The organism is Sphaerisporangium sp. NPDC049457 (assembly GCF_055586705.1).
The window spans coordinates 157,939-170,553 of sequence record NZ_JBVJHR010000013.1; the positions used below are offsets into that span (position 1 = coordinate 157,939).

Below are 12,615 nucleotides of genomic sequence, written 5' to 3' on the forward strand. Positions count from 1 at the left end.
GCCGGCCGTCCCGCGCCCACGAAGGAGGCGCCGTGACCATCACCGCCACCCGGGTCCCGACCCGGACGAAGATCGGCATCAGAGACGTCGGCAAGACCTTCCAGGTGAGGGGAGCCGCCCGGCCGTTCACCGCCGTCGAGGGCGTCGACCTGGACGTGCTGGAAGGAGAGTTCCTCACCCTGGTCGGCCCGAGCGGCTGCGGCAAGTCCACGCTGCTCGACCTGATCGCCGGCCTCACCGCGCCCACCTCCGGCGAGATCCTCATCGACGGCCGGGCGGTGACCGGGCCCGGCCTTGACCGCGGCATCGTGTTCCAGCAGTACGCCCTGTTCCCCTGGCGCACGGCCCTGGCCAACGTCGAGTTCGGCCTGGAGGCCAAGGACGTGCCGAGGAGGGAACGGCGTGAGCGGGCCCGCCACTACCTCGACCTCGTCGGGCTGGCCGGGTTCGAGCAGCGCTACCCGCACGAGCTGTCGGGCGGCATGCGCCAGCGCGTCGCCATCGCGCGCAGCCTGGCCTTCGACCCGGACGTGCTGCTGATGGACGAGCCGTTCGCCGCCCTGGACGCCCAGACCCGCGAGTCGCTCCAGGAAGAACTGCTGCACATCTGGGAGAAGACGCACAAGACGATCGTCTTCATCACCCACGGCATCGACGAGGCGGTGTACCTGGGCCGGCGGGTCGCGGTGATGACCTCACGGCCCGGCCGGATCAAAAAGATCATCGACGTGGCGTTCGGCTCGCGCGAGGGCGACCTGCGCGCCGACCCGCGGTTCGGCGAGTACCGCCACGAGATCTGGACCCTGCTGCGCGACGAGGTCGCGGCGGCCCAGGAACAGGAGCGGACCATTGGCTGACACCCTCGCCGTCCCCGGCACGACCACCCCCGGCGCCACCGCGCCCGGTACGACCGCCCACGCCCCCGCGGCATCCGGCGCGCCGGGGCCCGCCACCGGGGTTACCGGCGCCGGCGCTTCGGCGACCGCCGCCGCGGCGTCCGCGACTTCCAGAGTCGCGGCGCGGGCGGCGCTGCCGGCGCGGCGGTCGCTGGCCCTGGTGCTGCTGGCCGTCGCCTGGGAGACGCTGCCCCGCGCCGGAGTGGTGGACCGGGTCTTCGTGCCCCCGCTGTCGGAGGTCCTGCTCGCCTGGTACGACCTGCTGGCCGGCGGGCAACTGCTGGAGCACTTCCAGGCCTCGCTGATCCGGTCGATCTCCGGGTTCGGCCTGGCCATCGTGCTGGCCATCCCGCTCGGCCTGGCCATCGGGTGGTACCGGCCGGTCGCCGACTTCCTCAACCCCGTGCTGGAACTGTTCCGCAACACCTCGCCCGTGGCTCTGCTGCCGGTGTTCATCCTCATCATGGGCCTCGGCGAACCATCCAAGATCAGCTTCATCCTGTACGCCTGCGCCTGGCCGATCCTGCTCAACACCGTCGGCGGTGTGCGCACCGTGGAACCGTTGCTGATCAAGTCGGCCCGCTCCATGGGGCTCGGCCCGCTCAGGCTGTTCCGCAAGGTGATCCTCCCGGCGGCCGTGCCCACGATCTTCACCGGCATCCGGCTGGCGGGCGCCTACTCCATCCTCGTGCTGCTGTTCGCCGAGATGGTCGGTGCCAAGGCCGGGCTCGGCTACCTCGTCCAGGACGCCCAGTTCAGCTTCCGCATCCCGGACATGTACGCCGGGATCATCACGATCTCCGTGCTCGGCCTGCTGTTCAACCTGCTCCTGCTCACCGTGGAGCGCCGCTTCTCGACCTGGAGGACCACCGCATGACCACCCGCAGGCTCCATCTGAACGCCTTCCTCATGGGCGTGGGTCACCACGAGGCGGCCTGGCGCCATCCGCGCACCGAGCCCGCCCGCCTCACCGACGTCCGCCACTACCAGGAACTGGCGCGCATCGCCGAGCGCGGCCTGCTCGACTCGGTGTTCCTCGCCGACGGCCTGGCGCTGCAGGGCGACGTCCGGCACAACGCGCTCGGCGGGCTCGAACCGCTCACCCTGCTGTCGGCCCTCGCGACGGTGACCGACCACATCGGGTTGATCGCGACCGTGTCCACCACCTACAACGAGCCGTTCCACGTGGCCCGCAAGTTCGCCTCGCTGGACCACATCAGCGGCGGCCGGGCGGGGTGGAACATCGTCACCTCCGCCGGCGAGGCCGAGGCCCGCAACTTCGGCGTCCAGCGGCCCGCGCACGCCGACCGGTACGCCAGGGCCACCGAGTTCCTCGAGGTCGTCACCGCGCTGTGGGACAGCTGGGAGGACGACGCGATCGTCGGCGACCGCCACCGCGGGCACTACGCCGACACCAGCAAGATCCACGCGCTGCACCACGACGGCGCCCACTTCCGGGTGGGCGGCCCGCTGAACACCTCGCGCTCGCCGCAGGGACGCCCCTTGCTCGTGCAGGCCGGGTCCTCCGAGGACGGCAAGGAGTTCGCCGCCCGCTTCGCCGAGGCCGTCTTCACCGCTCAGCAGACCCTCGCCGACGGCCAGGAGTTCTACGCCGACCTGAAGTCGCGGGTCGCCGCGTACGGCAGGCGGCCGGACGAGGTGCTGATCCTGCCCGGCATATCGCCGATCATCGGCTCTACCGAGCACGAGGCCCGGCGACTGGAGAAGGAACTCGAAGACCTGATCATCCCCGCATACGGGCTCGCGCAGCTCTCGCACCTGGTCGGCATCGACCTGGAGGAGGACGCGCTGGACCGGCCGCTGCCCGACGTACCGGTCGAGACGGAAGGCGCGCAGAGCCGCCGCAAGCTGGTCGTCGAGCTCGCCCGCCGGGAGGATCTGACCGTGCGGCAGCTCCTCGGCCGCCTGGCCGGCGGGCGCGGGCACCGCGTCGTCACCGGCACGCCCGAGCAGATCGCCGACCAGATCCAGGAGTGGTTCGAGAACGGCGCGGCCGACGGCTTCAACATCATGCCGCCGATCCTGCCGGGCGGCCTTGAGCACTTCGTGGACCACGTCGTGCCGGAACTGCAGATCAGAGGCCTGTTCCGCACCGAGTACGAGGGCCGCACGCTGCGCGGCAACTACGGGCTGGCCCGGCCCGCCTCGCGGTACGCGGCGGCCGAGGCCGCCGAGGCCGGCCGCATCGGCGAGATCGACGGCGGCGGCGAAGGCGGGCGTCTCGGCGGCGACGGCGGGCGGCTCGACGTGGTGGTGGCGTCATGAGCCCGCTGGTCGCGCTGGTCGGCAATCCCCGCGCGGGATCAAGGACGCTGACGGCCGCGGTGGCGGCCGCCGAGGCGGTCGGGCGGCGCACTGGACACGACGGGCCCGTGGAAATCGTGGACCTGTCGGCGCTCGGGCAGCGCCTGCTCGCCCCCGTCCCGTCGCCCGCGGTGGAGGCGGCGCTGGAGACGGTCACACAGGCCGGCGTGCTCGTCGTGGCCAGTCCCACCTACAAGGCCACCTACACCGGCCTGCTGAAGGTGTTCCTCGACCGGATCCCGGCGGGCGCGCTGGCCCGTGTCGTGGCGCTGCCGCTGCTGGTCATGGGCGACCCCCGTCACGCCCTGGCCGTCGAACTGCACCTGCGCCCGGTGCTGACCGAGCTCGGCGCCCAGGTCCCGACCCCTGGACTGGCACTGCTGGAATCCCGGATACCGGATCTGGAGGCGGCCCTCACAGGCTGGGCCGACCGGGTCGCTCCTCAGGTCGCCGCGGCGTTGCGAGAAAGGGCGGAGATATGACCGAGACCGTCCCCGCCCAGCGCCCCCCACTCCGCCCACCCGCCCGCAACGGCGCTGCCGTATCCGCCGCGCCCGGTCGGAACGGCGGTGCCGTGCGCGCCAGGCCGGGAGGTGCGGTGCCGGGTTCAGCGGTGGACGGCGGCACGTTCCGGCAGGCGCTCGCCGTGCACGCCGCCGGGGTCGTCGTGATCACCGCGCAGAGCGATGGCGTGCCGGTAGGGCTGACCGCCACCTCGTTCTCCTCGGTGAGCCTGGACCCGCCCCTGGTGTCGTTCTATGTCGACCAGGAGTCCACCACCTGGCCCTGGCTGCGGGCGGCCGACCACTTCGCGGTCAACGTCCTGACCGGAGACCAGGCGGAGCTGGCGGCGCGGTTCGCCCGCAAGGGCGTCGACCGCTTCGCCGAGCCCACCCGATGGCGGCCCGGACCGCTGGGGGCGCCGCTGCTGCAGGACGTCTCGGCGCACCTGCTGTGCCTGCCCTACGACACCTTCGACGTGGGGGACCACGTGCTGGTCGTCGGGTTGGTGGCCGAGGCGGAGGTGTACCAGCCCGGCCGTCCCCTGCTGTACCACCAGGGCCGCTTCGGCCGCTTCACGCCCCATCCCTGACCCTTGAACCCTCCCAGGAGACCTCCTCCCAGGAAACCCGTCCCGGATGACCGGTCCCGGATGACCGGTCCCGGATGACCGGCACCCGAAGACCGGCACTCGAAGACCGGTGCCTGATGACCGGTCCCGAAGACCGGCCCCCGCGGGCCCGGCTCACGCCCCCGGGCCGGCGGGCGGCTCCCCGCCGGCCGTCCTACCCGCGCACGTCACGGACAGGACGGCCGGTACGCGGGCGTCTGACCGCCCGCTCACGTCCCAGCGCCCCCCGCGGGGAGCTTGGTCCCGGCGTCGGTCCTGCCGGCGCGCAGACTCGCTTCGGCCGACTTCGCGCCCGTCAGGTCCGCCCCCGTCAGGTCGGCACCGGTCAGGTCCGCACCCTTGAGGTTCGTTCCCTTCAGGTCCGCGCCGCGCAGGATTGCTTCACGCAGATTCGCGTCGCGCAGGTCCGCCCCGTTCAGGCTCGCCCTGCTCAGATCGACGCCGCGCAGGTCCGCCCCGCGCAGGTCGGCGTTGAACAGGTCCACCCCGCTGAGGTCCGCCCGGCCTAGATCCGCCTTCCTCAGGTCCGCCTCGAACAGATCCACCCCGCGCAGGTCCGCGCCGTGGAGGTTCGCCTGGCTCAGGTTCGCCATGAACAGGACCGCGTACGGCAAGTCCGCGCTGTGCAGATACGCCTTGTGCAGGTCGGCGCCGGACAGGTCCGCGTGCGCGAGGTTGGCCCCGCCCAGGCGGGCCCCGCGCAGGTCCGCCCGGGTGAGGACGGCGGTGCCGAGGTTCAGGCCGCTCAACTCCGCGCCCGGCACACGGATGCCGGCCAGGTCGCAGTTGCAGACCCAGTCGTGCCCCGGCTGCCCCGGCGCGGTGTCCGGCGCGTCGTACACGCTGCCGAGCACGGTCAGCGCCATCTGCACGTCGGTGGCCGGCCGCCCGAGTGGCAGGGACTCCGACATCGAGTCGTGCTCGCGCACGTACGCGGACATGACATCGGCGGTCGTCACACGGTCTCGTTGCGAATCCCGCGCCAGGCGTCGCAACGTGTGGATCGCGTCCAGCCGGACCTCGGCCTTCTCAGAACCGAGCCGCTCGACGGCCTCGGTGTACCCGGCGGTGGTCTGCCTGGGCCGTGGGCTCTCCATGGACTCGGCGGCGTAGGCCAGGCCGCCCGCGGCCAGCAGCATCCCGAGGGCGACCTCCCACGTGCTCATCCGTTGCAGGAGCGTCTTCCGCTCGGCGACGGGCGCGTCGTCGGGGGATCCTTCAGGCGGGCGGGCCCCGATCTCCTTCGGCGTGCGCGGCCACAGGCCGGGGCGGCGGCGCCATCCGCTCGCGAACCGGCGGCCGGCGCCGATCAGGAGGGACGCGGCCGCGAGGATGGTGAGCGCCACGGGAGGGAGGTCCGCCGTGGAGTACGGCGGCACCAGGTAGCCGGGAAGCCATTCCAGGACCCGTCGCCACCAGCCGGTGCCGGGTGCGCCGGCGAACAAGAGGGTCATGGTGGCGATGACGGTGATGACGACCATGCCGATCGACCAGACCAGAACTCGCCGCGGACGCGCTCGCCGTGATGTCACAGCAGTAATTCGACCGGAATGCAGGCACCGAATGCCGGAATTCCACGGAACTGTCACTTCGCCGACTCTCCGGACACCCGAATCCGTGAACGCACCCGGCCACGCAGGGCCGGCCGGCGCGGATGCCGGTCAGGGCGGTGGGGGCAGGAAGCAGGGCTTGACGGTGGGTCAGTGAGGGAGGGGGTGGGTTTCGGGGTTCGTGTCGCTGGGTTTTGTCGCGGGGGTGTCCGGGGGGGTTGCGGGGGTGTCCGGGAGGAGGGAGCGGACGCGTGGGATCGGCGAGGGCAGCAGCCAGAGCAGCGAGAGCGTTCCGCCGATCGCGCCGATGAGGAGGGTCGCCCGGAGTCCGATGAGGGTGGCGAGGAGGCCGCCCAGGACGGCGCCCACAGGGCGCAGGCCGTAATTGATCGTGCTGAACGCGCCGGCCACTCGACTGCGCATGCCGTCGGGGATCACATGGGTCTGCAGGGAGTTGAGGTTGACGTCGAACAGCATGACGCCGACGCCGGAGAGGAACTCGGCTAGGGCCAGGGCTCCGGCGCGAGCCCAGACGGGGCCGCCCGCGGCGGCGGCGATGGCGATCGGCGCGGGGAACGACACGGCGCCCACGACGATGCTGCGGCCCACGCCGAGCCTTCGCGAGACCTTCGGGGCGATCACCGCGCCGAGCAGCGCGCCTGTGGCGCCGATCCCGAACGCCATGCCGATGACTCCGGCGGTCAGTCCGAGGTGCCGGCTGGCGAACAGCACGAGCAGTCCGTTGCCGGCGACGAGCGTGAAGAAGTTGAGGGTCGCCGCGCACCCGAGGCTCGCCCGCAGCACCGGGTGGCGGATGACGAACACCAGTCCCTCCCTGGCACGCCGCAGCAGCGGGGGAGCCGATTCGTCATGGGCGACAGGCGGTGCGCCGATCGAGACCCGGCCGATCAGAACCGCGGACGCCAGGAAGGTGAGGGCGTCGATGACGACGGCGACGGGAGCGGTCAACGCCTGGATCAGGACACCGCCGATCGCCGGACCGGCGACGTACGACGCCGACCGGCTGGCATTGAGCTTGCTGTTCGCGTCGATGTAGGACGACCGGGGCACCAGGTGGGCGAAGAACGGCGGATAGGCGGTGTTGAACAGCACCTGCGCGGCGCCGGTCAGCAACGCCACGGCGTACAGCTGACCCAGCGTCACCGCCCCTACCAGGTAGGCTGCCGGGAGGGAGAGCAGTACGGCGGCGCGCACCAGGTCGGCGAGGACCATCAGGCGCCGTTTGTGGACGCGCTGGTCGACCCAGGCGCCGAGGACGATCGCGAGCAGGTACGGGGACCAGGTGAGCGCGGTCAGCCACGCCACCTGACCGGCGGAAGCGTGCAGCGCGCCCACGGCGATCAGCGGCAGGGCCAGTTCGGTGATCCGGTCGCCGAACTGCGAGACCGACTGGCCGGCCCAGAAGCGGCGGAACCGCTGGTCACGCCACAGCGACACCTTGACGGCCTGGGCGTCCACGGCGCTCAAGACGTCCCGCCGGTCTGCTCGTCGGCACGCTCCGGCAGGACGTGGCGCAGCAGGCGGACGCCACGCGCGCCGGCCGGACGCGCGGCCTCCTCACGCGTCACGTAGGGCGCGAGAACGCGCTCGATGGCGTCCTCGATGGCGGCGAGCTCGTCGGCGGAGACCACGACGCGGGTGTCGGCCAGGCCCGCGAGCCTGAGCCACTCCGGTTCGAGCCCGGGCTCGACCTCGGCGGCCCACCGGCTCGACAGCTCTCCCGAGCGCAGGAACATCTCCCGGGTCAGGAGCCGCGCGGCCGACCTGCCCTCTTCGTCGTCCGGATCCGCCGGCGGCTCGAACCGGAAGCCGCGCGCCACCGCCTCCCATCGCCGCTGCCTGCGGTCGGGGCCGGGCTCGGCGTCGCGGACCAGCCCGAAGCCCGCCAGGTGGCGCAGATGCCAGCTGGTCACCGATGGGGTCGCTCCGACGTGCGGCGAGAGCTGCGTCGCCGTCGCCGGCCCGTGTCGCCGCAGTCGTTCGAGGATCGCCAGCCGCACCGGGTGCGCCAGCGCTCGCATCGCCTGTGGATCGGTTATCTCGATGTCGCCGAGGCGGTTGCCGGTCTCCATAGTGTGAGAGTGTTCTCTCATATTATGTGAGAGTCAAGTCTCACATCTGCGGGCACCGGAGTGGCGGGAACGCGGCCTCGTACGCGGGGCCGCGATGGTGCGTCAGTCCATGCCGCGCAGTTTGCGGAACCAGGAGCGTCTTCTGGGACGCGGCCGCGACGGGGGCCCGGCGGGTGCGCGCTCGGGCTCGGCGGGGCGGCGCTCGCGCCAGTCGCGGACGATCTCCTCGACGTCGAAGGGCATCAGGGTGAGCGGCGGGCCCGACATCGCCTTGCGGTGACCCTCGACGATCTTGGCGTTGATACCCGTCACGATCGCGCGCACCTCGGCCTCCGATCGGGCGCGCGCCGCCGCAGCGAGGGCCTCCTCGGCCTCCTTGCGCAGCGCCAGGGTGCCGGGCAGCGGGAACGACAGGTTCTCCTCGCGGAGCTTCTGCTTGATCCACCACATCTCTTCGTGCTGCTCGCCCTGGCCGGGCAGCGGCTTGCCCGCGCCGGGCAGGTCGTCGAACGCGCCGCGCTCGGCGGCCTCGCGGATCTGGCGGTCGATCCACGTCTCGAAGGAGACGCCGGGTGGTTTGCGCTCTGTCACGGGCTCGCCCCCAGTCACGTCGGCCATCACGTGCACTACCTGCCTGCCACGATAGGCGCCCGCCGCCTTCCCCGGCGAGGCGCGGTCAGGCCGCGGTCGCGGGCTCCTCGACCAGCGCGACCCGCACGGCGGCCGGGTCGTCCCCGGACAACGGGACGGCGAACACCGCCGTCCGCCCTCGCGCCGCGTACACCACGAAGCGCACGCCGTCCTCGTCCCACACCTCCCGCACGTCCGAGCTCAGCCGCGCGGACGCCGAGCAGTACGCCGGGCTGCGGTAGAGCAGGCGCAGGCTGACCTCAAGCGGGACCTCCCCCGGCGAGGGCGCGGTGAGCGGGCCGCGCACCCGCACGAGCAGCCGGCGCAGCGGCAGCAGCCAGCCGCGGTCCAGCTCAGGCGACAGTGCGAGCAGAGCGGCGGCCTCGGCCAGGCCGAGGGCGAACAGCGGCCCGTCGAACGGGTAGGGCCGCGCCCACATCGCAAGGACACTCGCGGCGAGCAGCAGGCCCGCGCGGGCGAGGCCGCGGGTGTCCACCGGCCGGGCGTGCGCGCCCAGGCAGCCGCACGAGGAGTCCGGCGCGGCCAGGCGGGCGTAGGCGAGATAGGCCAGGAAGCCGGTGGAGAGCACGGCGGCGGCCGCCCCCTCCGCCGGCGCGGAGGGCGGCAGCAGCAGCGCCGCCGCCACCGCCAGTTCCAGCACGCCGACGAGCCGCAGGACCGGGACCGCGCGCGCCGGGCCGACCAGGCGTGCCAGGGCGGTGCGCCCGGCCTGCGCCCGCGTACGGCGGCCCGCCAGTTTCAGCACGGCCGCCCACGCCAGAAGCGGGCCGATCACGTACGGCTGCAGCGCCGCGATCCCGTTCATCTGTCGCTCCTAGTGGGGGGAGAAGACGGTGGCGATGTCGACCTGGTTGGTGTCGGGCCGCCAGGCGCCGAGCACCTGCACGTGCTGGCCGACGCGCAGCGAGGACAGGTCGGCCGACGGCGGCGCGTCGGAGTAGACGGCGACCGACCTGCCCGGCACCTGGTGGCAGAGGATCTCCTGCCCGTTGTGGTCCAGGTGCAGCTTCTCGCCGGTGATGTTCCGGATGTGGCCCTTTACGTTGACGATGTTCAGCCACACCGACTCGGCGGCGAGCACGCCGTCCGGCATGCGCACCCCCCGCGCGTAAAGGCCGTCCCCGGGGCGGGCCTCGTCGAACGCGACCGGCCCGAGCTTCCACAGGCTCGTCCCGTCGACGACCCGGATGCGGTGGAACACCATGTTCGAGCCCAGCACGAACAAGGTGTCGTCCCGGATGGAGCGGATGCGGCCCTCGGCGAAGTTCGGGTCGGGCGCGCCCGGCTGGATGGCGGGCGCCGCGGCGCCGAACGCGGCCTCCGGGCCGAGCGACCCCATCGCGGTCGCGGCGAGCACTCCGGCGCCGCCGCCGAGCACCGCGGACTTGAGCAGTTGCCTTCTGCTGGTCATGGCGGCCTCCTAGGGAACCGAGATCTCGCACGGCCGCAGCCCGGCCGAGAGGCCGGCGATCGCGCTGAAGGCCGCCGGGGTCAGGTCGATGAGCCGGTTGCTCGCGCAGGTCGCGCCGCAGCAGCTGCGCTCGCCGCAGAACAGGTCCGTCTGCGGGCCGCAGTCGGCGATCGAGGTGACGACGCTGGCGCCGGTGCACAGCGCCGTCGTGCGGTGGGCGAAGCCGCAGGTCCTGCGGGAGAGGCTGACGCCGCAGGTGTCCGGACGCGTGATCGACAGGCACGCGTCGGAGGTGTTGGGCCAGGCGTGTTGCATGCTGCCGGAGTTGCAGGTGCCGCAGGCCCCCCTGCCGGTGCTGCCGCACGGCCCCCAGGCCGAGCCGCAGCAGAACCAGGAGACCTCTCCCCGGACGGGGCCGAGCAGATCATGGGGTGGATCGGCGAACTGGCTGCGCGCCATGCGCGTCCTCCTAGGGGTTGGGATGCGGGGTCCCGATGCAGGTGGTACGGCTGGGCGGAAACTTCCTGACAAATCCCATGAATAACAGGTAACAAATCTTCGTCAACGACCAACTTTCGATCAGCCAAAAGCTATGGACCCCTCCGCGCCCGTACCCCGGCCGTGCCGTGGGCGCGTGCGCGCGCCGTTCGCCCCCGCGGATGGCGATCGTCCCGTCTCGCGGGGGGGCTAGGTGAGCGTCCGGCCCGGCCCGCGGCGAGGGTCGCGGCGAGGTTCGCGCGCGGTCAGTCGCTCTGGGCCGGATCGCGGGCCAGGGAGGCGAGGAAGCGGGCGGCCTCGGTGGCGACCGCCGGCAGAGCTCGTGGCGGGTCGTCGGAGCGGGCCAGGAGCATGCCGGCCTCGCACAGCGCGCCGAACATCAGTTGGGCGCGGACGGACAGGTCGCCGCCGATCATGTGGCCGTCGGCGACCGCGGCTCGCATGCCCTGCGTGAGCACGCGCAGCGTGTGCTCGTACTCGATCTCGCGCACCGCCTCCCAGCCGAGGACGGCGGGCCCGTCCAGCAGCACGATGCGGCGGAACGCCGGATCCAGGCAGTGCTCCAGGAAGACCAGGCAGCCGCGCAGCAGCCCCGACCAGGAGTCGGGCTCGGCCGAGGCGGAGGCCTCCAGCGTGGCCGAGATCCGCCGCTGCTCGCGTTCGAACACCTCGCGGAACAGCGTCGCCTTGTTGAGGAAGTGGTGGTAGGCGGCGCCCTTGGTCACCCCGGCCGCGGCGGCGACCGCCTCGATCGTGGTGGCGGCGTAGCCGTCGCGCCCGAACAGCTCTTGGGCGGCGGTGACGAGCTTGGCGGTCGTCACGTCGGATCGCTCCGCCTGGGTACGGCGGGCCATGGCACCCCCTTGACACTCATCAGAGCCGAACATAGATTCGATTTCCAGTTACATACCCGCGGTATGGAAGTGAGTCGTCAATGACCCAACCCCTGATCGCAATCTACGGTGCGACCGGACATACCGGGCGACTCGTCGCCGCCGAGCTGCAGGCGCGCAGGCAGCCCATGGTGCTGGCCGGGCGCGACTCTGCGGCGCTGGAGGTCATGGCCACCGAGCTGGGCGCCCGAGCCCACCACGCCCCGCTGGACGACCCGGCGGCCCTGCGCGGGCTCGCCGAGAGCGCGGCGGTGCTGATCCACTGCGCCGGCCCCTTCTCGGTCACCGGCGAGCCGGTCGCCTCGGCCGCCGCCGAGGCGGGCTGCCACTACATCGACCACGCCGTCGAGCCGCACCACGTCAAGCGCCTGTTCGACTCGCTGCAGGCGCCGGCCCAGCACACCGGGGCCACGATGATCCCCTCGCTGAGCTTCTACGGAGGCCTCGGTGACCTGCTCGCCGCCGCCGTGGCCGACGGCATGACCGGCATCGACCGCGTGACGGTCGCCTACGCGGTCACCGGCTGGCGGCTGACCACCGGAGCGCTCGCCACGGCCCGGCAGCTCTTCGCCGAGACCCAGCGCATCGGTTTCACCGACGGCGCCCTGCGCGTCGGGTACGTCGAGCCGCGCAACGCGGTGTTCGCCTTCCCGCCGCCGCTCGGCCCGCGCACCATGATCGCCCCGGTGCCGTTCCCCGAGGCGCTGACCATCCCGCGGCACATCCCCGCCCGCAACGTCGAGGCCATGCTGACGGCGAGGACGTTCGAGGAGGAAGGCGTGTTCGACAGCGAGGACGTCACACCAGGCGACCGGGCGCGCACCGAGTTCACCGTCGCCGTCCAGGCGATCACCGAGCACGGGGGCCGTGCCGGGCTGCTCACCGGGCGCGATCTGTGGCGGGCGGGAGCCCTGGCCTCGGTGGAGGGCGCCCTGCGGCTGGCGGGCGGCGACGTCCCCGCCAAGGGCGGCGTCCTCAGCGCCGCCGAGGTGTTCCCCGCCGAGCCGTTCCTGCGCGCGCTCGAAGGGCTCGGCGCCTTCACCGTCACCTTGTGACCGGACACGGACCGGACACGGACCGGACGTGAACGCGAGGCCTGAAGCCGGCGAGGCCGGCGTGAGACGACACCGCGCGGGCGGCGAAGGGACCCGAACGCGCCATGACGG

Annotated in this window: 14 protein-coding genes; 6 read left to right on the plus strand and 8 right to left on the minus strand. The window is 72.6% G+C overall.

Annotated features, from left to right (window positions below; translation table 11 throughout):
• The first annotated feature begins 32 nt into the window (after window positions 1-32).
• The 5 genes from ACZ6QO_RS21475 (at window position 33) to ACZ6QO_RS21495 (ending at window position 4,314) form a co-directional block, all read left to right on the plus strand.
• Window positions 33-857, plus strand: coding sequence for an ABC transporter ATP-binding protein (locus ACZ6QO_RS21475; RefSeq protein ID WP_465853138.1), 825 nt, complete (start codon window positions 33-35; stop codon window positions 855-857).
• Entirely contained in the window at window positions 850-1,773 is a 924-nt protein-coding gene (locus tag ACZ6QO_RS21480; RefSeq protein ID WP_465853140.1) for an ABC transporter permease, read from the plus strand. Before ACZ6QO_RS21475 ends, ACZ6QO_RS21480 begins: the two co-directional genes overlap by 8 nt.
• Window positions 1,770-3,182, plus strand: coding sequence for an LLM class flavin-dependent oxidoreductase (locus tag ACZ6QO_RS21485; protein ID WP_465853142.1), 1,413 nt, complete (start codon window positions 1,770-1,772; stop codon window positions 3,180-3,182). The genes ACZ6QO_RS21480 and ACZ6QO_RS21485 overlap by 4 nt, the downstream gene beginning before the upstream one ends.
• Entirely contained in the window at window positions 3,179-3,703 is a 525-nt protein-coding gene (locus ACZ6QO_RS21490) for an NADPH-dependent FMN reductase (protein ID WP_465853144.1), read from the plus strand. Before ACZ6QO_RS21485 ends, ACZ6QO_RS21490 begins: the two co-directional genes overlap by 4 nt.
• Before the next feature lie 116 nt (window positions 3,704-3,819).
• The gene (locus ACZ6QO_RS21495) at window positions 3,820-4,314 is read left to right on the plus strand and encodes a flavin reductase family protein (protein WP_465853146.1); all 495 of its coding nucleotides are present in this window, start codon (window positions 3,820-3,822) and stop codon (window positions 4,312-4,314) included.
• A gap of 248 nt (window positions 4,315-4,562) precedes the next feature.
• Here the strand turns inward: ACZ6QO_RS21495 and ACZ6QO_RS21500 are convergent, their stop codons facing one another.
• The 8 genes from ACZ6QO_RS21500 to ACZ6QO_RS21535 form a co-directional block, all read right to left on the minus strand.
• Window positions 4,563-5,885 (minus strand): pentapeptide repeat-containing protein, encoded by a 1,323-nt coding sequence (locus ACZ6QO_RS21500; RefSeq protein ID WP_465853148.1) that lies wholly within the window; start codon window positions 5,883-5,885, stop codon window positions 4,563-4,565.
• Window positions 5,886-6,053: 168 nt separating this feature from the next.
• The gene (locus ACZ6QO_RS21505) at window positions 6,054-7,382 is read right to left on the minus strand and encodes an MFS transporter (RefSeq protein WP_465853346.1); all 1,329 of its coding nucleotides are present in this window, start codon (window positions 7,380-7,382) and stop codon (window positions 6,054-6,056) included.
• Between the two features lie 5 nt (window positions 7,383-7,387).
• Entirely contained in the window at window positions 7,388-7,996 is a 609-nt protein-coding gene (locus tag ACZ6QO_RS21510) for an ArsR/SmtB family transcription factor (protein WP_465853150.1), read from the minus strand.
• 102 nt (window positions 7,997-8,098) lie between these two features.
• On the minus strand, window positions 8,099-8,614 hold the full coding sequence (locus ACZ6QO_RS21515) for a DnaJ family domain-containing protein (RefSeq protein WP_465853152.1): 516 nt from the start codon (window positions 8,612-8,614) through the stop codon (window positions 8,099-8,101).
• A 58-nt stretch (window positions 8,615-8,672) separates the two neighbouring features.
• The gene (locus tag ACZ6QO_RS21520; RefSeq protein ID WP_465853154.1) at window positions 8,673-9,452 is read right to left on the minus strand and encodes a MauE/DoxX family redox-associated membrane protein; all 780 of its coding nucleotides are present in this window, start codon (window positions 9,450-9,452) and stop codon (window positions 8,673-8,675) included.
• A gap of 9 nt (window positions 9,453-9,461) precedes the next feature.
• Window positions 9,462-10,058 (minus strand): cell wall protein, encoded by a 597-nt coding sequence (locus ACZ6QO_RS21525; RefSeq protein WP_465853156.1) that lies wholly within the window; start codon window positions 10,056-10,058, stop codon window positions 9,462-9,464.
• A gap of 9 nt (window positions 10,059-10,067) precedes the next feature.
• Window positions 10,068-10,517, minus strand: coding sequence for an RlpA-like double-psi beta-barrel domain-containing protein (locus ACZ6QO_RS21530; RefSeq protein ID WP_465853158.1), 450 nt, complete (start codon window positions 10,515-10,517; stop codon window positions 10,068-10,070).
• 284 nt (window positions 10,518-10,801) lie between these two features.
• Complete coding sequence (locus ACZ6QO_RS21535; protein ID WP_465853160.1) at window positions 10,802-11,410, minus strand: TetR/AcrR family transcriptional regulator; 609 nt, start codon at window positions 11,408-11,410, stop codon at window positions 10,802-10,804.
• A gap of 80 nt (window positions 11,411-11,490) precedes the next feature.
• On the opposite strand from ACZ6QO_RS21535, the gene ACZ6QO_RS21540 reads away from it, so the two are divergent.
• Window positions 11,491-12,504, plus strand: coding sequence for a saccharopine dehydrogenase NADP-binding domain-containing protein (locus ACZ6QO_RS21540; protein WP_465853162.1), 1,014 nt, complete (start codon window positions 11,491-11,493; stop codon window positions 12,502-12,504).
• The last annotated feature ends 111 nt before the right edge of the window (window positions 12,505-12,615 follow it).